We start from the raw sequence: 22,400 nt of genomic DNA, 5'->3' as shown, positions 1-22,400 counted from the left end.
GTTATATAAGAAGCCTGATTGGTATTACTCCTCAAGGGTAACGGGCGTGACAAACCCCTGCGGTTTAACCGCAAGTATCGAGCAGTCGATTCGGTTAAGGATCGTTTCAGCCGTGTTACCCATCAGAAATCCGGGAATACCGGTACGAACCACAGTCCCCATGACCACAAGATCGGCCTCAATCTTCTCGGCGAAAAGCGGGATTTCCTTGCGTGGTGAGCCTTTTAGCAAATGAATTTGAGGTTTGAGATAGGCACTGGCATTACTGCCCAGATGATTAGTGAACTCTGCCACTAATTCATTCAAATTTTGCTGATGCTGCTGCTTGACCTTTTCAACATAGGCAACAACCTCATCCTCCGTCTTGTGCATAAACCCACCACGCAGCGAACTTTCACCAATAGCCTCCCATACATGAGCGATATGCAGCTCGGCGAATTCAGACAGTGCTAAGGAACCCGCCAGGTCGAGGATCTGAAGATCAAGCTGATGTTTTGTCTCCGACTCTTGGGGAAGAAAAGGACTATAGATATCCACCGCGGCCGCCACGAGAATGCGGTGATATGCTTTAGGTGATTTCGAATGGACTAACCATACCGGACACGGACATTTACGTAACAAGTGCATGTCATCACTGCCAAAAACCTGCGCCCGCAACCCATCGCTTTCGGCAGCCTTGACCACCAGATCACGCCCATTCCGGAGCACCTCCCGGATGATTTCTAAAAATGGGGTACCAATAAGCACTTTTATTTGAATGTCGAGATTTTTGCTCCACGGAGCAATCAACTCTTCTAGCCTTTTTTCATGCTCGGCAACAATGTTAGCCTGAAGGATTTCGGGAGACAGGTCATTATGAAATAACTTCAGGTTAATCGGTATTTTGTCAATGACCTCAACAACGGTAAGACACGCCTGGTTGTTGTTCGCCAGATCTGCGGCGCGTTCCAATGCAGCCTCGTTGGCGGATTCGGCTGTCGCGACCACAATAATATTTTTAAATCTCTCCATGTCACGGTCCTCCAGTTTATATTTGAGGTTATGTGAAACTGAATTCATCAAGGCACTTTTCTGTTGATATAATCTTAGTTGAGTATCATCAAGTAGTTCTGACATGTACGCCGCTTTTCGCGGTTTAACCAGTAAAGTTGTACCTTTTGATCATCAAAGATGACAACTTTATGTAAGATAGCCATCACTGACCATCACTGATAGTAAGCAGCCCTTATGAAAAAGGCCCATCAACCACTGTTTGATAACGACAACCCGCCGGGCGATATCTTTTTTGGCCATGAAGTCTTTCTGCCCAATAGCACCACCCAGAAGCACCATCATTCCTGGGGCCAGCTGCAACTGATCAATGGTGGTATTCTGGAGCTGAATGCAGAAGGCAAACGGTTTTTGTCACCATCCCAGTATGCGGTATGGGTACCAGCAGGTATTGAACATGCAAGTTATATGCGTCGCAGCATGAACTATTGTTCGATGAATATCGTCAAGCCCTTTGCCGACGGTTTACCGGATTATGCTTGCTTGTTAGAAGTGAGCCCGATCATGAATGCGATTATTAACGATTTGCGCGAACGTCGTATTACCGTGCCCGTCACCGGTGAAGATCAACGAATGGTGAGTGTACTTCTCGATCAGGTACTCTGTGCCAATGAGCACGAACAATTCCTGCCCGGCAGTGAAGACAAGTTATTAAAGCCCATTTTGACCGAACTGGAACGCAACCCAACCAATAACAAAACCCTGGCCCAGTGGGCAAAAGATATTCATACCACAGAACGTACGTTAGCCCGTCACTGTCAGGATAAGCTGGGGATGAGTTTTACCGAATGGCGCCAGCGGCGTAAATTTATCTACGCATTACACCTGTTGCGCAAGGGTTTATCCGTGAAAGAGATCGCCCTGACTCTGGGTTACCATCAGGCCTCGCCGTTCATCACGCTGTTCAAGAAACACGCACATTGTACACCTGAGCAGTATCGTAAAAGACTGGAATGAACATTCTATTGATTGAGGGTGGCAAAAAGCATGAAATTATTCACTCTAGCAATACTTTCAACCATTCCGAATAGGGCAGTCTTCGTTATTACACTAAAATGAAAAATGAAGTACATGCCTAACAAGTGTATAAAATACATGCAAAACCCATTAGAATTATTTAAGCGCAATCGTTTCGCCAGCATACTCCAGCAACACCGTAAAGCATTAAAAATGTCACAAAATGAGATGGCCAGCTGCCTGGCAAATTCCCATATCCTGTTTAAAAACGTGACGCAGTCGATGATCAGCCAATGGGAAAATGCGGCAAGTGAGCCCCCCTTCATAAGACGAGTAGGGCTGGCAGCCTTCTTCCTGCAACCCTATCAGTTTGATGACAACGAACAGAAAATACTGAATAAAACATTCCTGAATAAAACCGAGCTGGACGATAGCACGCTGGCCTACAACTACCCAGTAACCAGAATTGAGAAAACAGAGCTGCATAAATTAGCGGCCGGTGATCTCGCACTGATCACTCACGCCCACCAGAAAAAGTATCTTGAAACGCTTGAAGAGACACTCAGCTACCTCGATAGCAAGAATCCAACCGTGATTACCTTTCTGCACCGTACAACCATTATCGGCCATTATATTTTGGATATGCCGGCAGCCAACCACATAAGAGTGCTTAGCTTTCTTGCGATCAATCCAGCCTGTTTCATAAAAATGCTGGATCATTTCCAACAACTGTCGCAAGAAAAAATAATCACCTTTCCCATGCCGGATCCGACGGGAGAACAGTTTTTTTCTGATATCTATTTCAACCGGGTTGTCTCGCCATCGGCTATTCCCTTTTTCACCGGCTCTCATCAACAGCTCTATAGCAATCCTTTCTGGAAAATGATCCAACAAAAGAACAACCTGGATTTCACCCGCTTACGATTCGAGATGCTAAAAACCCCTCGACTAAGTGAGACCGTGATCAAGTAAATATTGTTAATCAACTGAAAGTATTTCATTTTCAAGCACATGAGGAATAATGAAATACCATTTGACAGCGCTGGGACTATTATCCTGCTAATACGTGATAAGCATACTTTCACAGCAGGACATAGAAAAAAGCAGACAGGATCTGTAACAAAGTCATTGGCTAGGTTTTGCTGACAGGCTCTGCTCGTGAAGTATGCTTTACCGATAGTGATTTTCTATCTGTTTTGGCTCTGGTAACAGAGCCATTTTTTCGAACGATTCAGCCCTTCAGCCTCTTTTACCGAAACGATGATCAAGGTCCTTATGCTGGTTACAGCCAATCACCCAAGCTGTATTTTCCGGTTGCAAGCCGGACACCGGATCGTATTCCCGTTATCAGACTTACAGAGCTTAGGTTTGGCCTGGCTTGGGTTTGGTGCTGCACAGCGCCAAGCAAATATCTGAGCACTCTTTATAATCATCCTCAGACTTAGTATGATTTTTGTGGATCAACATAAGGTGTGATGCTGCCATCATAGATGCAGTCTTGGCTTTTTCAAGCCATGGGATCGCTTCGTCATAGCATCCATTGTCATAATGCCAGACACCGAGTTGTGCTGCGGCTGCAATGCCATGCTCTCCACCGAGACTTGCCGATTGCTCCCAAAGTAACTTAACTTCATCCCAAGGCGTTTCCGCATTCATAAGCTTCAGGCACAAGCCTTTTCGGAACAGTGCCAGTGCACGATCATCGGGTTCCGGCTCTTGTGCCAGCCAAAGATCTAAGAATTCAATCGCCTTTGTGTAACTGACCTTGCAGAGCACTTTGTTAAATGCGCCCCGACGACCTAAAAAGACGGCATCCTGTCCCAAAATAATGCTTGGCAGGTGCCCCCGCCGAGCGGCGTCATATAGATAGGTTACTGCCTCTGAACGTGCTTCTGCTTTCGCTTCATCTTTTGACTGTCCTGCTGATGGCGTGCCGCTGTATTTGTCTGCAAAAATCAACTTCGCATACTCTAAACAGGCATCATTATCTCCGGACTCTGCCAGAAGCTTAAGCAAAGGCCCTCGTTCTTTTGCTGGTAGTGCCATTACTTCAGAATACGCCATTTCCATTTTCCCAACCTTCGATTTGACGATAATTTTATAAAACACTAGTTTACATGACTTTGTTGATCAATTCAGAATCTGAACAGATAGTCAATCAACTCATAGCTGCTTTATAATTTAAAAAAACACCAAAGTAGTAAGTGCTTATACCCAAGTAATAAATAACTTCTAGCTATTTTCTTATAGGTAAAAAAAGGCCCCTTTCACAGGGAAAGGGGCAAATCAGTTGGAACTAAAAATCCTCATGTGAAACATACCTCATACCCCCCCCCACAATTTATGATCCCACTCTCAAAATTCGGTGCAGTCTATGCTTATTACGTTCAATGGGTTATATATTGACCAGTTAACTCAGTTGAACTTTACATTACCCTCGGTATTCCCTACTATCTACCGCCTTGGAGAGATGGCTGAGTGGTTGAAAGCACCGGTCTTGAAAACCGGCATACGTTTATAGCGTATCTAGGGTTCAAATCCCTATCTCTCCGCCAAATTCGTATTTGGGCATAAGCATGAATACAACAAGATAAAGTGTGCCGACTTAGCTCAGTAGGTAGAGCAACTGACTTGTAATCAGTAGGTCACCAGTTCGACTCCGGTAGTCGGCACCATTATTTTGCGTGCATCGTATAATGGCTATTACCTCAGCCTTCCAAGCTGATGATGCGGGTTCGATTCCCGCTGCACGCTCCAAACAATCCCCTCTGATTTCTGTTGCTAGAATGCCGTATTCTCTTGCTCATCAAAACCTAATGGTCATGACTCCTTTATTGTCGGCGAAGTGTCTTCCGACATACTGGCTTTAGTTTCCAAACCTTTTTATATGCCATTCAAATAAAAAGGTTTTACATAGCAAGGCATTGAATGAAGAACGCCAAAGCCTTTCATTTTAACCTCTCCACTACTCATAATTAATTGGAGGTGGGGGCTGATGATACCTCTCGTTTCTTCTCTGTTAGCGTGCTCGAACTTGTAGAGATTCCCCGTCATTGCCACATCAGGATGTCGCTCAAATGTGAATCCAATAAATTGCTTGTAATGAATGTATGTGAAGAACTCGTCGGCTGACTCAAATTCTTTCCTTCCGGGGATTAGGCAATTTTCCACGAACTCAAAATATAAAGGCTCAGGCACTCCCTCCGCCTGCTTTGCCTGCTCGAGAGCGTCGTCCAAAGAGGCGAACAGTTTTCTTTTTAGCCTCAGAACTTTGAGGACTGTGGCCAATTTTTGCTCCGTGGTAAGGTGGCTCGTTGCTTTCAGTGTTGGTAGCTCTGAGTCTGCAGTCAACCCAGCGATACCGATATCGGCAATCTGTGAATATAAACTGTCAATGCCTTCTATATCTAGATAAAAGTATGTAAGCATGGCGGCCTCGTAGAGTTAGTTGTTCCTATACATTGTTTGGCTTCATGCGTGATAACGACGGACTGGCCCAATACGCACCTATAGCTAAAATATAGAATATAATTCAGCCTCCTCCTGGTTTCCTTCGTTCTGTTGTTAATGAAAATGGGCTTTGCTAAAACTCAATATTCCAATCTGGGCATTATTTTTTCCGGATCCAAAACGCTAAGATGATGGCTGAACCTAATAAGCAGTAATGTTTCCTATGCAATCTCGTCGCACATTAACCAAAGAGATTTGGCACGCCTTTGTTTCTCAGTCCTCTGTAGAGGCTGAACTCCCCGATATTGATCCGCACCTACAGCAAGTTTGGTCTCGCTGTCGTCGACAACAGCGTCACGATCATTGGTCGATGCCACACAGGGCTAAAGGGGTAACTTTTGCCTCAATACAAAAAAGCAAAGCACAGTTTTTAAATATTGCCGTACCGGCTATCGAAGATATTTACGAATATCTGGAAAACGACAGCTGTGCTTTTTTAGTTTGCGATGAAACCGGCTGCACCCTGTATTTCTACGCAGACAGTGTTATGCAAGAGAAACTTGGTGCACTCGGTATTCAGGAAGGCGTTTATTGGCGAGAGGGAATAATAGGTAACAACGCGATTTCAAGTGCCATGCATTTAGCTAAAGCGACCAGAACGGCTGGCTTTGAACACTTTAAACAGGCGCTACACGATTTTGCGGTATACGCCGCCCCAATATTTGATGGTACCGGTTCAGCACATGGCTGCGTCGCATTGGTGCTGCCAGCCGAAAAAGCCAGCGTCTCTGCTCTGGGCTTAATTCATTCCGCTTCACGCGATATTGCCAGTCAAATGCAAGCTGAAAGTATGCTAACAGAGTCTAATCAGCACTTATCTGAGGTACATGTCCTGCTGGAAGGGGTTGATGAAGGTGTACTGGCGTGGTACCCCAATGGAAAGATTCATTATTTGAATCAAAAAGGCTGTGAACTCCTGGGCTTAACACCCAGTGAATTGGGCCAAGAAATCAGCTCAGTTCTCACTATGCCTCAGCGTGTACGCCAGGCCATCAAGCGTGGAAAAGGGCTGGATATGGTCGAAACCGCAATAGAGAGTAAAGGTCGGCTGATTTCCTTGGTGATGTCACTAAAGATTGTGAGAAACGCTCAAAACGATACCCACTGCTATATCGCCCTACTCTATCCGCTCAAGCATATTCGCGATTTAGTGCATCAGCATGCCGGAAACCGAGCAAGATTAACGTTTGATGACATTACAGGGGTTTCGGATGCCATGCAACGCGTGATCCGCCAGGCGCGCCATGCCGCAAAAGGGCGCGGGCCTATTCTGCTCCACGGGGAGGATGGAATAGGAAAAAGCCACCTTGCCCAGGCGATCCACAACGCCAGTGAAAGACATGGCCAGCCCTTTATTGCCATTAACTGCCAGGCCATTCCCAAAGAGCTAATGGCGACCGAATTTTTAGGCTCAGCACTGGACGGTGATCAAGCCTCTGCGTCGAAATTTGAACTGGCTAACGGTGGCACCTTGTTTCTAGATCAAGTGGAGTGTCTGTCTTCCGAAGTACAAGCAGCCTTACTCCACCTCCTGAAAACAGGGCTGTTAAACCGCATGAATGGCAATATTGTCTCACTGGATGTTCGTATCGTTGCAACGTCTAATGTCGATTTGGATCAGTATGTTCTGGAAAAGCATTTTCGCAGGCAACTGCATTTAGAGTTGCAAACTTTTGATATCCAAGTACCGCCACTTCGCGAGCGCATTGAGGATGTGTCTACCTTAGTTGAACGAAAACTCACTCACTTGGAAGCCGAAAAGAAAACCCCCCTCACCATTAGCCAAGAGGCGATGTCACTTTTAATGCGGTATCGCTGGCCTGGCAACCATAGAGAGCTGCGTAATGTAATAGAGCGCGCTGCCAATTTTGCCCATGCGAATGTGATCCGGGTCAAAGATCTACCCGATTCCATTCTTTCAGCAACAGAGCGAGAAACGGTTGGAGATAAACAGTTACAGTCAAACTCTCTGGCCGATGCTGAAAAGAACACCATCATACGTTCTGCGGTGCATTGTCGAGGAAAAATCAGCACAATGTGTGACGATTTGCAGGTGGGCCGCACCACGTTATGGCGCAAGCTAAAGGGCTACGGTATTGATATGGCTGATTATAAATAACCAAAGATGAAGAGGTTTGAGTATAAAAGGGAGATGAACGGCAGTGAAAAGCCGCACTCTTGCGTGCGGCTTTGTTATGAGGTTGAAAATGGCTGCTTAAAGCATGGCCAGTACCTGTTCTAAGGTCTCGGCATTTAGGATCTCTTTCGCTTTTAACGCTGCATGCTTGCTCTGGGTGGTACGCATCGCCTGCTTAACCCCAGCGATACGGATAGGGCTCATGCTCAGTTCATCAATACCCAAGCCGATGAGAGTCGCTGTTAGTTTGGGGTCGCCGGCCATCTCACCGCAGATCCCAATGGTGATCCCGGCATCGTGAGCCGCTTGCGCCGCCATTTCAATCATCCGCAACACTGCAGGCTGAGCCGCAGATACTAAGTAGGAGACCGCATCGTTACCTCTGTCGGCTGCCATCACATACTGAGTGAGATCATTAGTTCCAATACTGAAGAAGCTTACCTCTTTGGCTAACTGCTTAGCATTGGCTACCGCCGCAGGCACTTCAATCATAATGCCGATATCTGGTATCGCGGCTGGCACGCCATCATGTTGCAGTACCTGATAGCAAGACTCGAGCAGAGATTTCGCCTGGCGCAACTCATCAGGGGTTGAAACCATTGGGAACATCACTTGCAGGTTAGGATGTTCAGCCCGGGCCCGAAGCAAGGCGTTCAGCTGCAGTTTGAATATATCCACATTTTGCAAACATAAGCGCAGGCCCCGGCACCCCAGGAACGGGTTCTCTTCAGCCCCTTGCTGCAAATAAGCTAAAGGCTTGTCGCCACCAATGTCGAGAGTCCGGATGATCACTGGCTTTTCACCGAAGACTCCGGCAATACGTGAATAAAATTCATATTGGCTCTGCTCGGACGGTGCTTTTTCGCTATCCATAAAGAGGAATTCACTGCGCACCAGCCCGACCCCTTCGGCTCCGCAGGCAAGCGCCTGCTCAGCATCTTCCACGCTGGCAAGGTTGGCAAAGACATCCACCAGCTTGCCGTCTTGTGTTTTGGCTTTTTCCATCGCCAGCGCCTGGTCTTGCTCTCTTTGGCGATGAAGCTGTTCAAGTTCTTGCTGCGCGGTTTCAAGCTGTTGCGCCATCGGTGCCAGCCAGACACCGCCGCTGCTACCGTTAATAATCGCGACGTCGCCCTCCTGGCTTCGCGACATGATGTCGTTGAGCCCAACGACGGCCGGGATCCCTAGTGCACGGGCAAGAATGGCTGAGTGTGATGTACTCCCTCCCTGCTCCAGGATAATGCCTTGGACCATATTCGGATCAAGCTGCGCGGTATCTGATGGTGAAAGATCCGTGGCAACTAAAATGACCGGCTCAGTAAGCACGATTTGAGGTTCCGTTTCACCAATGAGCAACCCCATCACCCGGCGGCCCACATCGTAAACATCGTTGGCCCGCGCCTGCATATATTCACTTGGTGAATCTTTGTATGCCTGCGCCGTCTGCTCGATAACTTGCAACCAGGCACTGTCCACGTTGACCGCATCTTTTAGCATTTGCTTGATTTGATTGCCAAGCTCTGGATCTGCCAACATTTGGCTGTGCGCAGTAAAAATTTCACTTTCTGATTTTGAGCCTGCTGTTGCGGTTTGGTTTGCCAACTCGGCCAGATCTCGCCGGGCGATATCACACGCCTGGTCAAACAGCTGCCATTCCTGCTCATAATCTAAATAGTCACGTTCACGTGCTTCGGGCATGGTGATCCGGTAGTGCCAAATTGGTGCAATGGCAATCCCCTCGGATGCGCCAATAGCACTCAAGCGTCCGTCTTCTTCGGCAACGTGGTGTACCTGATGGGAAGCTTCAACCGCTACCTCATCACTTCTCTCATCAATAGATTCGTTAAAATGGCTCTCTGCGAGTAAGGCGAAGGCCTGCAACGCCTGTTGCGCCTCTTCGCCGCTGGCAATACAGGTTAGGCTGTCACCCTGTTTTACGCCCAATAGCGCAATACTGTTGATACTCTTGGCACTGACTCGCGTGTCATGGCAGCTCAGCCAGACTTGGGCATCAAATGGACTGATGGCGCCCACAATCGCAGAGGCAGGTCTGGCGTGAATGCCGTGAGGATTTTTCACCTGCCACTCAAATTCAATTTCGTTTTCACTATCTACAGGATCGGGTTGATAATTTGCCTGTATACCACCAGGAAGCTTGGCGCTTTGGTCTAACAGCTGGTATTTTGCTAATAATGCACTGTGTGCTTCATTGATCACTTCATCCAGTGGCATGCCTGCCGCTGCTGCAACACTTGCCGACATGGTACCTTCGATTAGCGGCGCAGCACAGACGTGTACATTGGCGGCCTGCTCACTACTAATGAGCTCTAATGCCATATCCGTACTTAGAATTGCACTACCCATATCTACCAAAACCAGGACGCCTTGCGGAGAATACACCTCTTCGATTGCCATCATCACGGCAACGGCGTCGGTACCAATTGGGTTCTCAGGATCATCTACACCGGCTGCGACGGCTATTTTTACTTTTCCCTGGGTCATCTGGGCTGCCAACGCATGGACGCCTTTGGCTAAATCCGGACTGTGGGAAACAATTACAATACTGACCATAATCAAACCTTAAACTGAGGTGGCGCGATGCCACCCCGAACAACAAAGAGGATGGAGTGTACTTATAGCGCTGAAGCGTTGCGCAGTTCAGTGAAGAGTAGGTACGCGGATGTCGCACCTGGGTCTTGATGGCCGATAGAACGCTCACCTAAATAGCTTGCTCGTCCTTTTCTCGCTTGCATTGGAATGGTGTTTTTCATTGCGCTTTCAGCTTCCGCCACGGCGATACTCAAGGCATCGTAAACACTAGCATCTTGATTTTGCTTCAGGCTTTCCATAATGCCGTTCCAGGTGTCGATCATGGTTTTATCACCAACTTCCGCTTTTCCACGCTGAACAATCCCGTCCATGCCATCCTGAAGCATCTTGGTGAGCTCAGCAAGGCTTAGCTCTTCTTTAGCCATCACGCTGGCTGCATTACGAATAAAGAAAGTACCATACAGCGGGCCACTGGCCCCACCGATGCTCGAAAGCAGGGTCATTCCAGTGGTTTTTAAAATAGTACCAATATCCTTATCGGCAACACTCGGTAGTTTCTCTTTCACTTTTTGAAAGCCGCGGTTCATATTTAGACCATGATCAGCATCGCCTATTTCTCTGTCTAACTCAGTCAGAAAATCTTGTTCGTCTTTAAATACGTCGGCTGATGTTTCAAGCCACTGAACGATTTGTTGTTTCGTAATTGTCATCATGTATTCCTTATTGCTTAGCAGCCCCAGCGCATTGCCGGTGTATTAACGGGCATATCGTACAGAGATAGCATCTCATCATCGACTTTTAGCACTGTGATAGAAACGCCCTGCATATCTAATGACGTGCAATAGCTGCCAATAAGGTTGCGCTCGATTTTAATATCTTGCAGCTCCAGTAGTTCTGCAACTTTGCGATATACCATATAAAGCTCAGATTGTGGCGTTGCCCCGAGGTTGTTCACTAACACAATAACTTTATCGCCAGACTGGAGCGATTCGGTGACCCAGGATTCGTCTTGCCATTCACCGGCATCATTGTCCCAACGGCGAACGATACGTTGATATGGAGTATTATCTAAGATCTCGTTCATCATATCGCTGGTGATCGTGTCGCCATCCGTAAAGGCCCGGCGCTCAATACCCGGTTCGCCGTGGATCCCAACACCAAACTCAATTTCGCTGTCATCCAGCTCAAAACTTGGTTTACCCGCCGCCGGAACGGTACAAGCGGAAAGTGCAACACCAAACGAACGTCCGCGGTTGGCAATACGTTTAGCCAGCCCGCTGATTTTATCCAGGTTGTAGCCTTCTTCGGCCGCTGCTCCGAGAATTTTCTCAGCCAGCACGGTGGTTGCAACTCCGCGACGTCCTGCCGTATACAAGCTGTCTTTCACTGCGACATCATCATCAATCAGGGTTGCCTGTACTTTGATACCGTCACCGTGAAGAAGCTCAACCGCGGTTTCAAAGTTCAATACGTCACCGGTGTAATTTTTGACAAGAAACAGAACGCCTTCACCAGAATCGACCTTTTGACCACATTCGTACATTTGATCGGGGGTTGGAGAGGTGAACATCTCACCGGGGCATGCACCATCTAACATACCTTTACCCACAAAACCGCCGTGCATCGGCTCATGGCCGCTACCGCCACCCGAGATAAGGGCTACCTTGGTCTTTTGGTGCTCTCGTCGCACGATATACATAGGATCTAAGCTTACGTCGAGTTCAGGGTGAGCCTTGGCAATACCTTGAAGTTGCTCTTTAACTACGTTATCGACTTTATTAATCATTTTTTTCATCGTTCTATCCTTATGATTCTGCGTAGAGTCAGCTTATTTGTTGGGTGAAAACGGGTAACAGCAAATTATTCCAGAGCAGTGCGCCAAGTACTGCCCCTATTATCGGTCCAACCACAGGCACGAGAGCGTAGCCCCAGTCAGAGTTACCTTTGTTTTTAATGGGTAATAATGCGTGGGCGATACGTGGCATCAAATCGCGAGCCGGATTGACGGCGTAGCCTGTATTCCCACCCAGACACAGACCTATAGTACATACCAAAATAGCGACAGCATATGGACCAAATCCGGCACCAATTCCGTTATTCGCGGTGAAAATCGCCAAGATCCCGATCATCAATACTGCGGTACTAATAGCTTCTGAAATAATGTTCCATTTGGTGTTTCGGATAGCAGCACCGGTTGAAAATGCGGCCAGAACCAAACCGGGATCGGCTGTCTCGTCGAAGTGTTGTTTGTACGCCAGCCATAGAACTATTGCACCTAAAAATGCACCGATACACTGTGCAATTATATATACCATGGCCATTTGGGCACTTATGCCACCAATCGCCCAAAAACCTAATGTCACCGCGGGATTTAAGTGTGCGCCACTTACCCAACCGGCAGCATAAACGGCAATACCGACACCAAACCCCCAACCTAGGGAAATTACTATCCAGCCGGAATTTTCCGCCTTACTGCCCTTTAGCACGACGTTTGCCACCACACCACAACCTAGTAGCACGAGCAAAAACGTTCCAAAGAGTTCAGCAACAAAAACGTTCATCAGTTACACCTCATGTGTTTTGATTAATATGTATTTATATATTTGTCTGTAAAGTCGAAACTGATGGTATGTCAGCAAGATAAGAGGTGTTACCCAGCCCGCTTTGTTTCAAAATGGAACCACTTCGATCCGTCCAATGTTTCACAATGAAACATCAATTGGGCTCAAGCTGAATATGCTTGAGCTTAAGCATGCTTTTTGGCTTGCTCTCTGACTGGGAGAACGTGGGGAATCAAGAAAAACGGCACTAATTTCGGTGTATTTATTAGCAAATTTGAAACTTGGCTCACAAAAAATGTTGGTAATGCTTAGGTGAAAGAGGGTCTGGCGGGTTTGTTGCACTTATTGCTTGAATCCAGCATGGGCAAGATCCTACTCAGGATCTTGTGAAATGCCTCTGGCCACTGCGGGTTTTCAGTCCCGATCACATTCAACTGAAACCTGTACACGATTACCCGTGATCCTGACCGGGTATGTTTTAATATCTTCATACGCCGGCGCGCACAGCACTTGCCCGGTTTTCAGACAGAAACGGGCCCCATGCCTGGGACAGATAATTTCCTCACCGTCGATTTCTCCTCCGGCTAACGCTTCACCATCATGACTGCAGACATTTTCTACCGCATAGAAATGACCATCGGCGTTCACCAGAAGAAGCTCGGTATTCCCCAGTTCAACGGCGGTACTCTCTCCGGCAGGAAGCTCGTTCACCGCAATGGCATCCATCCACGTTGTCATTATTTTCTCTCCGCTTTGATATCAGCATGACGCGATTAGCCCCAAAATCTGATGCCGTTACAGCATTCCTAACGCTAATTTAGCCGCATCTGACATCATGTCGACGTTCCAGGGAGGATCATAAACGATTCTGACATCAACCAGATCGACACCCGGTACGCGCAGTATTTTTTCCCGGATATCTTCGACAAGAACCGGCCCCATCCCGCAGCCGAAAGCGGTCAGGGTCATGGTGATACTCACCCTCTGTCGCCCGTCGATTAGCAGGCTGCGATCAAGGGTATAAATCAAGCCAAGGTCGACAATATTGACCGGTATTTCAGGATCATAGCAAGTTTTAAGCTGGTCCGTAACCAAACTGAGATCCACCTCGGAAGAGGTGTCCGTTTCACGCTTCTGCGGGGCTGATAACACAACTTCTTTTCCTAACGCATCGGCATCTTTTTCCGCTATCCGTAACAGCCGCCCGTTTTCATTAACGGTAAAACTCCCGCCCAGCTCCTGAATGATGACCACCCGACAGTGTTCCGGCAAGGTTACCGGCATGCCTGAAGGAATGACAATGGCGTCGCAATCACGCAACACTGTGACCACTTCAAAATCTTTATGCATAGTTAGGGGACCCTAATCATTCCGTTGTGACCGCTTGCCTGTGATCCGGATCCTCAAGGCAGCCTTTCAGGGTATGCCAGGCTAAAGTGGCGCACTTGATCCGACCGGGAAATTCTCTGACACCGCCAAACACGGTTAACTTACCTAAGCGGCCTGACATATCTTCATCAAGATCCTTATCTGTCACTTGGTGATGAAAGGCGTCAAAGAGCTGCAGCGTCTGATCAAGCGTTTTACCCTTAACCTGCTCGGTCATCAGTGAAGCAGAGGCCATCGAGATCGCACACCCCTCTCCTTCAAAGCTGGCATCGACAACCCTGTCATCTTCTACCCTGAGATACAGCATCACGCGATCACCGCACACCAGGTTATAGCCTTCCTGACAATGGGTGTAGTGTTCGATTTTTTTATAGTTTCTCGGGTGCCGGCCGTGATCGAGGATCAATGCCTGATATAACTCTCGCAATATCTCATCCATAACCTGTCACCCCCACATGTCCCTGACTTTCTGTATCGCGAATACCAGGCGATCAATGTCCTGTTCATTGTTATAAAAAGCTAAAGAGGCTCTGGCGGTCGCCGGGAGATGAAAACGTTGCATCAGAGGCATGGCACAATGATGTCCGGCCCGGATGGCCACCCCTTCGACATCCAGAACCGTGCTGATATCATGGGGATGCACATCATCCAGCACAAAGGAGATAATGCTCGTCTTGTTCGGAGCGTTACCGATAATGTGCAGCCCTTTAACGGACTGCAGGGCTTGTCTGGCATAGCGCAGCAACTGCTGATCACGCCGAATAATATTAGTCAGGCCAAGAGCTAAGACATAATCGATTGCGGCCCCCATACCGATCACACCTGCAATATTGGGGGTACCCGCCTCAAACTTGTAAGGCGGTGCTTTATATTCGGTTTTTTCAAAAGTGACCTGGCTGATCATTTCACCTCCCCCTTGATAAGGAGGCATTGATTCAAGCAGTAACTGTTTGCCATACAACACCCCGGCTCCTGTCGGACCGTAGAGTTTATGTGATGAAAACGCGTAGAAATCACAATCCAGTGCCTGCACATCGACTGACAATTTTGCGGCGGCCTGAGCCCCATCAACCAAAAACGGAATATCCTTTGCGTGAGCCATTGCGATCATTTGCTGCACAGGATTGATCGTACCCAGGACGTTCGATACATGTGTCACCGCCACCAGCCGCGTACGCTGATTGAGCATCTTCTGGTAGTCATCCAGCCTGATTTCACCCGAGTCGGTGATCGGAATAACAGCTAATTTTGCACCGGTTTGCTCCGCCAGGATCTGCCAGGGAACAATATTCGAGTGATGCTCCATGGTGCTGATCAGAATTTCATCTCCCGCCTTCAGCCTCGGTCTTAAATAACTTTGGGCGACAAGATTAATCGCTTCGGTGGTGCCGCGAACAAAGATAATCTCTTCCCGGTTAGCGGCATGAATAAAATGCTGGATTTTGTCGCGGCAGGCTTCATAAGCCCGGGTAGCCTGCTCACTTAGCGCATAAATACCCCGATGAACATTGGCGTTGTCAAAACGATAATAGTGCTCAATGGCATTGATGACGGAGTTCGGCTTTTGGGTCGTTGCGGCGTTATCCAGATAAACCAGCTCCTTGCCGTAAAACGTCCGGCCTAACAGTGGAAAGTCATCACGCACGGCGTGCCAGTCAATATCGACGAGCGCACCTTGCTCTTGCCCGGATACTGAATCTTGCAATGGCTGCCTATCGTGATTTGACATAAGCGCTTCTCCTTTTCACGATGATCCCATCAGGGCATTCAATTTAGCCTGCATCCATGGCCGGAATAACTGCTGAGCCGCCGTCGTTGCAATCGTCTGTTGTATTTCATCAATAAAAGCCGTCACCAGCAGCGTTTTCGCCTGCTCCGGTGGGATCCCTCGTGAGCGTAAATAGAACAGTGCCATCGGATCCAACTGTCCGACCGCCGCACCGTGACTGCATTTCACATCGTCGGCATAAATCTGCAGCTCAGGCTTAGTATCCACTTCCGCCTCTTGCGACAGCAGCAGGTTTTTATTAACCAACTGGGCGTCAGATTGTTGCGCATCCCGATGAACGACAATATCACCATGAAAGACGGCCCGGGACTTCCCTTGTACGACACCTTTATATAACTCCTGGCTGCGACAATTCGGGGCCAGATGATCTATCCGGGTGTGATAATCCACATGCTGAACGCCATCAGAACAATAAGCCCCATTAAGACAGCACTCCGCTTGTTCATCGGTTAATCGGATCTGGATATCATTTCTTGTCAGCGCCCCGCCCAGTGTTACGTGATGAGAACAGAACTGGCTGGCGCGCTGCTGATTCACATGCAAACCATGAACATGGCTCTCGCCGGTGGCAGCGGTCTGTAATGTATAGTGCTGTAGCCGTGAACCGGGACCCAGTTCTATTTCGGTCACAGCATTAATAAAATCATGGCTGTGATTTTGATTTTGCGTATTAGCCAGGCTTTCCACATTCAGATAATGTTCAATCAGGCTGACTTCTGACTGTTGCTCCAGAACCACCAGCAAACGGGGAAAACTGATCATCGGCCGCTCGGTGCCGACAGTGATAAACAGACAATAGATCGGCGCGGACATGCGGCTGTTTTGTGGCACCTTTAAAAAGATGCCATCGTCCATGAACATGGTATTGAGCGCCGCAAAAGGATGAGCAGAACTATCCGCAATGTTACCTAAATGAGGCCGCAACACATCCGGATAGGTGTTCATCGCCTCTGACAAGCGGCACAGGATAAGGCCTTCTGGCAACGGGCCCCATTCAGACAACGCGTGCTGATATTTGCCGTTAACAAACACCAATCGGTTAACACCAGAAAGCAATGTCCGCCCGCCGGGCTGAATAGCCGAAAGTGGTGTTGTTAATTGACCGGAAAAACCCGATTGCCCCCAAAAACCATACTCCGGCTTTTCAATCTTATTTAACCGGGTATATTTCCAGTTTTCTTCCCGTGAGCCCGGTAGCCCCTGAGCGGTAAAGCTTGCAAAGGCATCATCGCGCAATTGCTTCATCCAGTGAGCTCCGTCGGTTTCCCCCGATGCTAGCCACCTCTGGTGATAGGCTTTACAAAATCGCTCCGCTGCATTCATTATCGCCTCCGGAAGAACAACTAAAACGCCCTCTGCTAGCGGCTAATTTCATCAGACAGATCAGCCTGTCACCCAATCGCCGTAGCCTTTCTCTTCCAGCATTAATGCCAGCTCCGGACCGCCGGTTCGAACCAGCTTGCCGTCCATCATGATATGAACAAAATCTGGCTGAATAAAATTCAGCAATCGTTGGTAATGGGTCACGACAATGATTGCCCGCTCTTGGTTACGAAAAGAATTCACCCCTTCGGCAACAACCTTCAGGGCATCGATATCTAACCCGGAGTCGGTTTCATCCAAAATAGCCAGCGATGGCTCTAACACCAGCAGCTGTAAAATCTCATTATGTTTCTTCTCACCGCCGGAAAATCCTTCATTCACGGCCCGGTAGATCAGGCTTTCATCCATACCCACCTGAGCGAGCTTCGCTTTGACCTGCTGTAAAAAGTCGATAGTATCGAGTTCATCAAGCTGGTGGTATTTTCGCTTGCTGTTAACCGCCGTTTTAAGAAACTGAATATTGCTCACGCCGGGGATCTCGGTCGGATACTGAAAGGCCAGGAACAGCCCTTCACACGCTCGCTCGTCTACGGCAAGCGAAAGTAAATCCTGCCCCTTAAATTGCACCTCGCCAGCCGTGACAATGTAAGATTCGTTACCCGCTAACACATTTGCCAGGGTACTTTTACCTGAACCGTTGGGTCCCATAATGGCATGCACTTCACCCGCCTTAACATCCAGGTTCAGGCCTTTGAGAATGCTGTTATCATCGACGCTGACATGCAGATTGCTAATATGTAACATGCCTTCATACCTCCTGACCGCTCGCTACCGGCAACCCGTTAGCCCCGTTTATTTACCCACACTGCATTTAACCTACTGCGCCTTCCAGGCTCACTTCCATCAGGGCCTGTGCCTCTACTGCAAATTCCATCGGCAATTTTCTGAACACGTCTTTACAAAAACCATTGATGATCATCGACACGGCGGCTTCAGAGGAAATCCCCCGCTGCATACAGTAAAAAAGTTGCTCCTCATTGATTTTTGATGTCGTCGCCTCATGCTCCACTACCGCAGACGGGTGCTTCACTTCAATATAGGGAAAGGTATGCGCGCTACAGCGATCCCCGAGCAATAACGAATCACACTGACTGTAATTGCGCGCATTGCACGCGTTCGGGCCAACCTTGACTAAACCGCGATACGCATTGGAGCCCTGACCGGCGGAGATCCCCTTGGAGAGAATGGTACTTGAGGTATTTTTGCCTAAATGGATCATTTTGGTGCCGGTATCGGCCTGCTGGTAATGATTGGTTAAGGCAACCGATGAAAATTCACCCTGCGAGCCGTCCCCCAGCAATATCACACTGGGGTATTTCCAGGTTATTGCCGATCCTGTTTCCACCTGGGTCCAGGATATTTTCGAATGCTGACCCCGACATAATCCCCGCTTGGTGACAAAATTATAAATCCCTCCCTTGCCATCTTTATCACCCGGATACCAGTTTTGTACGGTGGAATATTTGATTTCGGCACGGTCGAGCGCGATGAGTTCGACGACGGCGGCATGTAACTGATGTTCATCCCGCATCGGCGCGGTACACCCCTCCAGATAGCTCACATAACTGTCATCTTCAGCGATGATCAAGGTCCGCTCAAACTGCCCGGCCTTGGCGGCATTGATCCGGAAATAGGTCGACAACTCGATCGGACAACGCACGCCTTTGGGGATATAACAGAAAGAGCCGTCACTAAACACCGCCGCATTTAGTGCCGCATAAAAATTATCGGTATAAGGAACCACCGTTCCCAGGTATTTCTTAATCAGATCAGGATGGTTTTGGATAGCGTCGGAAATGGAACCGAAGATCACCCCGACGTCGGCAAGTTGCTCCTTATAGGTCGTCGCCACAGAGACGCTATCGAAAACCGCATCAACCGCCCCTTTTACCCCGGCGAGCATCGCTCTTTCATGCAGCGGAATACCCAGTTTCTCATAGGTTTCCAGTAATTTCGGATCGACATCCGCCAGACTTTGCGGCCCCTCAGAAAATGATTTAGGCGCAGAAAAATAGCTGATAGCATTGGGATCTATCGGGGGATAATCCAACTTAGACCATGTCGGCACCGTCATCTTCAGCCAGTGCCGGTAGGCCTTTAACCGCCACTCCAGCATAAAGTCCGGCTCATTTTTTTTGGCCGAAATATAACGGATAACATCTTCATTTAACCCCGGCGGTAAGCTTTCCTCGTCAATGTCAGTCACAAAACCATGAGGATATTCTTCATTAACAAACTCATCTATCGGTTTAGTACGCCTTGCCATCCCTCCTCCTTACCTGCCCCCTGTCCGATGATATCTCGGTGATCACAAACGTTCGGACTCAAGCCCGGGTGTATATCCAAACCAGTTCAAGATGCAGAGTTCAGCGAGAATTCATTGGCGTTTAATCAAAGCAGCCATTGGATGAATTATGGTTCTATTAAGAGCATGGCTAACAAAGAATAAAAACTAATGATGCTGGCTGAATGGCCAGCTTATAACCTATATGGGACTATTATAGTCCTGATTCAGTGAACTCGAGCGGAGAGTAATACCAATCGGTATAGCGGGCAAAAAAAGCGAGCCGTCAACGGCTCGTTGTCTTCGTCAATGAGTGAGTTAGTCAAATCCACTGCCCCCCAGAGACAGATAGAACGAGCTTTTCCCGCCTTCTGCCTGGCCGTATCCCAAATACAGCGGCCCCAATAGCGAATCGATCCCGATATAGACAGTGGCGGCACTGATAGAACTCTCCCAGCTCACTTCCGAATCACTATTCCAGACTCCCCCCCGCTCTAACGAGCCACCGATGAATACCGGGGAAGAGAAGGCACCAAAGTCATTATCAAGTAACCGATAACGGTAAACCAACCCGCCGAATGCACTGTAGCGGCCATTAAGCTCGTAGCGGTGATAGCCCGAAAGGTTAAACAAGCCCCCCAGATCCTGGATATAAATCGGAATTAATTCATTAGAGTCGGATCCTGCCGCTTTGGCCATTGCAACAACGGTATGGCGCTCGTAAGAAAATGGCTTCATGGCGCGGGCGCTGTAATAATAGGTTTCATCATCGCCGCTGTCGTCGATGAATGTACTGCTCGTGAGGCTGTAGCCCAGCTCCGTCTTAAGCAGCCAGCCTGAGCTCGGGAAATAATAGCTGTCTAAGTTATCATGGGTATACGCCAGATACGGTCCATAAGCGTCATAGTCTTCTTGGGCATCGTCAAGTAGCAGGGAGACATCCCCTGACTGCCCCCGGAACCCAAATTTCAGCGCACTCCAGGGTTTGGCATTCCAGCCGGTTTCAGCAAACGCACTGACCTGCTTATATTCCACATCGACGTTCAAAGAACTGGCACCAATTTCAGATGCTAAACGCGGATCATCAATCGTATTAAATGTACGAATTTCACTATTCCATCCAACCCCAAAAGCGGTGAAATAGTTTTGCCGGTGATCTAATGGAAAATAGAACTCCGTTTTCACTTCTTTCCAGCTACCAATCAGCCATTCAAACTTCCACTCCCCGCCTCGATCCGTCAAATCGGTATAGAGATACTGAGCCCCGAAGGAAAATTCTGAGCGGTTGGCAAAATCGTCTTCAAGAGCAAACTTAAAATTCAGGTAACCCGGTCCCCAGGATTTTTCACTAACATCCAGATGTAAAATATTGGCATCCTCCTGCTGCTCAATCACGTACGTGATGCGGGAAAAAATATCCTGAGCATGCAGACGATTAACGGCTTGTTCCAATTCTTCATTTGAAACCACCCGGCCAACGTCTAGATCGAGCAACGCAATTAAAGCCAGGTCCGATGATAAGGTCCGGTTTTCGATGTCAATAGCATCGATGTAATAAGCCTGACTGGTTGAGAGCTGACTGCGGCGGTTCAGTTTTTCTTTGACGTATGCATCATAGGCAGGCTCCGACAACTGATACCGCAGCAGTTCAGGCAATGCCTTTAACGCTGCATTGCGTCCGGCATGGTAAGCTTGACCCATTTGGTCGAAATCCGGCGCCATCATAAAAGAGACATCGGGCTGTAAGTACACATCCCCGGGCCGCATCAATGCCTTTTGGCTGTCTGCGCTGGAGTTGGTCATGTAGGTGGTCAGCTGAGCCACAATATTCAGGGCGTTGTTTAACTCCTCTTCACTGAGCAAACCATCTCGCAAATCGACAGCAATAATGACTTCCGCCCCGAGGCTATGCGCCACATCGACCGGCATGTTGTTCACCACCCCGCCATCAACCAGCAGTTTGTCATGCCAGCGAACGGGCTTCAGCGCGCCGGGCACCGTCATAGAAGCTTGCATGGCGGTTGCCAGATGACCAGAATCGACCACTACCGGTTTAACCTGTTCGATATCCGTTGCGACACTTCGGTAGGGGATGGCCAGCTGATCAAAGGAAGCTAAAGCGGGCAGGTTCTCAGTCAGCGAACGGAGTAACACCGCCATTCCCTGCCCCTGAAAGGCTCCCGGCCTGACACGAAACTCACCTTTAAGTGACACCCCTATATCGGTATGCACCGGGTAATCATCACCCTGCTGCTTGCGGCGCAGCGTCAGATCATTACGCCCCACCCTGTCTTCATAACCGCTTTGCCAGTCAGCAGAGATCGTTCGCCCCTTCACTTCTTCTGCCGATAAGCCCATGGCGTACATACCGCCGACATAAGCGCCCATACTGGTACCTGTGACGATATCGACGGGGATCCTATTGGACTCAAGTACTTCAAGTACCCCGATATGGGCGGCACCTTTGGCCCCTCCCCCACTGAGCACCAGACCAATTTTTTTTCGCTCCGGTTGCGCTTTCATTTCAGGTTCCGGTTGCGCCCACGCACTCTGGCACAGAACAGCAATAAGCAATAGGCAGGTTCCCATACGATACCGATCAAACAATGACATAAAGCTTCCTTATGCGCCCACAGATACTCCCCGCCCAACCATTGATGATGACGATGGACCGAATGTAAACGTGAAAAATAACTTATATGGAATTGTACTAAAGAAGGGACAGCTCAGCGGAAATTAAAGTTATTTAAGAGAGATAGAGAATATTTAACGAGGAGAGATATAAAAAAG

Annotated in this window: 18 protein-coding genes and 3 tRNA genes; 6 read left to right on the top strand and 15 right to left on the bottom strand. The window is 48.4% G+C overall.

All coding sequences use genetic code 11. The features are described 5' to 3' along the window. Positions 1-24 precede the first annotated feature (24 nt). Positions 25-1,116, bottom strand: a complete 1,092-nt coding sequence (locus C9I89_RS14100; protein WP_211315252.1) for a universal stress protein — start codon at positions 1,114-1,116, stop codon at positions 25-27. Positions 1,117-1,227: 111 nt separating this feature from the next. Here C9I89_RS14100 and C9I89_RS14095 point away from each other — a divergent pair, with 111 nt between their 5' ends. Together C9I89_RS14095 and C9I89_RS14090 are read left to right on the top strand one after the other, a co-directional pair. Then, positions 1,228-2,007: an AraC family transcriptional regulator gene (locus tag C9I89_RS14095; protein ID WP_107283971.1), complete on the top strand. Its 780-nt coding sequence runs from the start codon at positions 1,228-1,230 to the stop codon at positions 2,005-2,007. A 138-nt stretch (positions 2,008-2,145) separates the two neighbouring features. Further along, positions 2,146-2,979: a helix-turn-helix domain-containing protein gene (locus tag C9I89_RS14090; RefSeq protein WP_107283970.1), complete on the top strand. Its 834-nt coding sequence runs from the start codon at positions 2,146-2,148 to the stop codon at positions 2,977-2,979. A 390-nt stretch (positions 2,980-3,369) separates the two neighbouring features. Here C9I89_RS14090 and C9I89_RS14085 read toward each other — a convergent pair whose 3' ends face one another. After that, entirely contained in the window at positions 3,370-4,071 is a 702-nt protein-coding gene (locus C9I89_RS14085; protein WP_146155069.1) for a hypothetical protein, read from the bottom strand. A 400-nt stretch (positions 4,072-4,471) separates the two neighbouring features. Between C9I89_RS14085 and C9I89_RS14080 the strand changes: the two genes are divergently transcribed. The 3 genes from C9I89_RS14080 (at position 4,472) to C9I89_RS14070 (ending at position 4,764) form a co-directional block, all read left to right on the top strand. Beyond that, positions 4,472-4,562 (top strand) — tRNA-Ser (locus C9I89_RS14080). Between the two features lie 44 nt (positions 4,563-4,606). Next, positions 4,607-4,682: transfer RNA gene (locus C9I89_RS14075), tRNA-Thr, on the top strand. A gap of 7 nt (positions 4,683-4,689) precedes the next feature. Further along, positions 4,690-4,764: transfer RNA gene (locus C9I89_RS14070), tRNA-Gly, on the top strand. A 126-nt stretch (positions 4,765-4,890) separates the two neighbouring features. On the opposite strand, the gene C9I89_RS14065 is transcribed toward C9I89_RS14070, so the two are convergent. Continuing rightward, entirely contained in the window at positions 4,891-5,436 is a 546-nt protein-coding gene (locus tag C9I89_RS14065) for a hypothetical protein (RefSeq protein ID WP_107283968.1), read from the bottom strand. A gap of 244 nt (positions 5,437-5,680) precedes the next feature. Here C9I89_RS14065 and dhaR point away from each other — a divergent pair, with 244 nt between their 5' ends. After that, the gene (dhaR, locus tag C9I89_RS14060) at positions 5,681-7,636 is read left to right on the top strand and encodes a dihydroxyacetone kinase operon transcriptional regulator DhaR (RefSeq protein WP_107283967.1); all 1,956 of its coding nucleotides are present in this window, start codon (positions 5,681-5,683) and stop codon (positions 7,634-7,636) included. Between the two features lie 96 nt (positions 7,637-7,732). Here dhaR and ptsP read toward each other — a convergent pair whose 3' ends face one another. The 12 genes from ptsP to C9I89_RS14000 form a co-directional block, all read right to left on the bottom strand. Continuing rightward, positions 7,733-10,225 carry a phosphoenolpyruvate--protein phosphotransferase gene (gene ptsP / locus C9I89_RS14055; RefSeq protein ID WP_107283966.1) on the bottom strand — a complete coding sequence of 831 codons (2,493 nt, stop codon included), beginning with the start codon at positions 10,223-10,225 and terminating at the stop codon, positions 7,733-7,735. 62 nt (positions 10,226-10,287) lie between these two features. Then, on the bottom strand, positions 10,288-10,917 hold the full coding sequence (dhaL, locus tag C9I89_RS14050) for a dihydroxyacetone kinase subunit DhaL (protein WP_245905492.1): 630 nt from the start codon (positions 10,915-10,917) through the stop codon (positions 10,288-10,290). A gap of 14 nt (positions 10,918-10,931) precedes the next feature. Then, positions 10,932-11,999: a dihydroxyacetone kinase subunit DhaK gene (gene dhaK / locus C9I89_RS14045; RefSeq protein WP_107283964.1), complete on the bottom strand. Its 1,068-nt coding sequence runs from the start codon at positions 11,997-11,999 to the stop codon at positions 10,932-10,934. Between the two features lie 28 nt (positions 12,000-12,027). After that, entirely contained in the window at positions 12,028-12,765 is a 738-nt protein-coding gene (locus C9I89_RS14040; protein ID WP_107283963.1) for an MIP/aquaporin family protein, read from the bottom strand. Positions 12,766-13,179: 414 nt separating this feature from the next. After that, on the bottom strand, positions 13,180-13,503 hold the full coding sequence (locus C9I89_RS14035; RefSeq protein WP_107283962.1) for a Rieske (2Fe-2S) protein: 324 nt from the start codon (positions 13,501-13,503) through the stop codon (positions 13,180-13,182). A 57-nt stretch (positions 13,504-13,560) separates the two neighbouring features. Continuing rightward, positions 13,561-14,115: a putative Fe-S cluster assembly protein SufT gene (gene sufT, locus C9I89_RS14030; RefSeq protein WP_107283961.1), complete on the bottom strand. Its 555-nt coding sequence runs from the start codon at positions 14,113-14,115 to the stop codon at positions 13,561-13,563. A 16-nt stretch (positions 14,116-14,131) separates the two neighbouring features. Then, on the bottom strand, positions 14,132-14,593 hold the full coding sequence (gene sufU / locus C9I89_RS14025) for a Fe-S cluster assembly sulfur transfer protein SufU (protein ID WP_107283960.1): 462 nt from the start codon (positions 14,591-14,593) through the stop codon (positions 14,132-14,134). Between the two features lie 6 nt (positions 14,594-14,599). Further along, a complete protein-coding gene (locus tag C9I89_RS14020; protein WP_107283959.1) occupies positions 14,600-15,883 on the bottom strand; it encodes a cysteine desulfurase in 1,284 nt (427 codons plus the stop codon). Between the two features lie 15 nt (positions 15,884-15,898). Further along, positions 15,899-17,266 (bottom strand): Fe-S cluster assembly protein SufD, encoded by a 1,368-nt coding sequence (sufD, locus tag C9I89_RS14015; protein WP_107283958.1) that lies wholly within the window; start codon positions 17,264-17,266, stop codon positions 15,899-15,901. Between the two features lie 60 nt (positions 17,267-17,326). Beyond that, complete coding sequence (gene sufC / locus C9I89_RS14010) at positions 17,327-18,070, bottom strand: Fe-S cluster assembly ATPase SufC (RefSeq protein WP_107283957.1); 744 nt, start codon at positions 18,068-18,070, stop codon at positions 17,327-17,329. Between the two features lie 67 nt (positions 18,071-18,137). After that, the gene (gene sufB / locus C9I89_RS14005; RefSeq protein ID WP_107283956.1) at positions 18,138-19,592 is read right to left on the bottom strand and encodes a Fe-S cluster assembly protein SufB; all 1,455 of its coding nucleotides are present in this window, start codon (positions 19,590-19,592) and stop codon (positions 18,138-18,140) included. A 336-nt stretch (positions 19,593-19,928) separates the two neighbouring features. Next, a complete protein-coding gene (locus tag C9I89_RS14000) occupies positions 19,929-22,223 on the bottom strand; it encodes a patatin-like phospholipase family protein (protein ID WP_107283955.1) in 2,295 nt (764 codons plus the stop codon). Between the last annotated feature and the right edge of the window lie 177 nt (positions 22,224-22,400).

This window comes from Photobacterium lipolyticum (assembly GCF_003026475.1).
GTDB classification, from domain to species: domain Bacteria; phylum Pseudomonadota; class Gammaproteobacteria; order Enterobacterales; family Vibrionaceae; genus Photobacterium; species Photobacterium lipolyticum.
This window is presented reverse-complemented; position numbering and strand designations above follow the sequence as displayed.

Excerpts from the sequence above, each read along its gene's own strand:
- C9I89_RS14100 (WP_211315252.1), bottom strand. The coding sequence starts at position 1,116 with ATGTCAGAACTACTTGATGATACTCAACTAAGATTATATCAACAGAAA.
- sufU (WP_107283960.1), bottom strand. The coding sequence starts at position 14,593 with ATGGATGAGATATTGCGAGAGTTATATCAGGCATTGATCCTCGATCAC.
- dhaK (WP_107283964.1), bottom strand. The coding sequence starts at position 11,999 with ATGAAAAAAATGATTAATAAAGTCGATAACGTAGTTAAAGAGCAACTT.
- sufT (WP_107283961.1), bottom strand. The coding sequence starts at position 14,115 with ATGCATAAAGATTTTGAAGTGGTCACAGTGTTGCGTGATTGCGACGCC.
- C9I89_RS14085 (WP_146155069.1), bottom strand. The coding sequence starts at position 4,071 with ATGGCGTATTCTGAAGTAATGGCACTACCAGCAAAAGAACGAGGGCCT.
- dhaR (WP_107283967.1), top strand. The coding sequence starts at position 5,681 with ATGCAATCTCGTCGCACATTAACCAAAGAGATTTGGCACGCCTTTGTT.
- C9I89_RS14095 (WP_107283971.1), top strand. The coding sequence starts at position 1,228 with ATGAAAAAGGCCCATCAACCACTGTTTGATAACGACAACCCGCCGGGC.
- C9I89_RS14035 (WP_107283962.1), bottom strand. The coding sequence starts at position 13,503 with ATGACAACGTGGATGGATGCCATTGCGGTGAACGAGCTTCCTGCCGGA.
- ptsP (WP_107283966.1), bottom strand. The coding sequence starts at position 10,225 with ATGGTCAGTATTGTAATTGTTTCCCACAGTCCGGATTTAGCCAAAGGC.
- sufD (WP_107283958.1), bottom strand. The coding sequence starts at position 17,266 with ATGAATGCAGCGGAGCGATTTTGTAAAGCCTATCACCAGAGGTGGCTA.
- sufB (WP_107283956.1), bottom strand. The coding sequence starts at position 19,592 with ATGGCAAGGCGTACTAAACCGATAGATGAGTTTGTTAATGAAGAATAT.
- C9I89_RS14090 (WP_107283970.1), top strand. The coding sequence starts at position 2,146 with ATGCAAAACCCATTAGAATTATTTAAGCGCAATCGTTTCGCCAGCATA.
- C9I89_RS14020 (WP_107283959.1), bottom strand. The coding sequence starts at position 15,883 with ATGTCAAATCACGATAGGCAGCCATTGCAAGATTCAGTATCCGGGCAA.
- dhaL (WP_245905492.1), bottom strand. The coding sequence starts at position 10,917 with ATGATGACAATTACGAAACAACAAATCGTTCAGTGGCTTGAAACATCA.
- C9I89_RS14000 (WP_107283955.1), bottom strand. The coding sequence starts at position 22,223 with ATGTCATTGTTTGATCGGTATCGTATGGGAACCTGCCTATTGCTTATT.
- C9I89_RS14040 (WP_107283963.1), bottom strand. The coding sequence starts at position 12,765 with ATGAACGTTTTTGTTGCTGAACTCTTTGGAACGTTTTTGCTCGTGCTA.
- sufC (WP_107283957.1), bottom strand. The coding sequence starts at position 18,070 with ATGTTACATATTAGCAATCTGCATGTCAGCGTCGATGATAACAGCATT.
- C9I89_RS14065 (WP_107283968.1), bottom strand. The coding sequence starts at position 5,436 with ATGCTTACATACTTTTATCTAGATATAGAAGGCATTGACAGTTTATAT.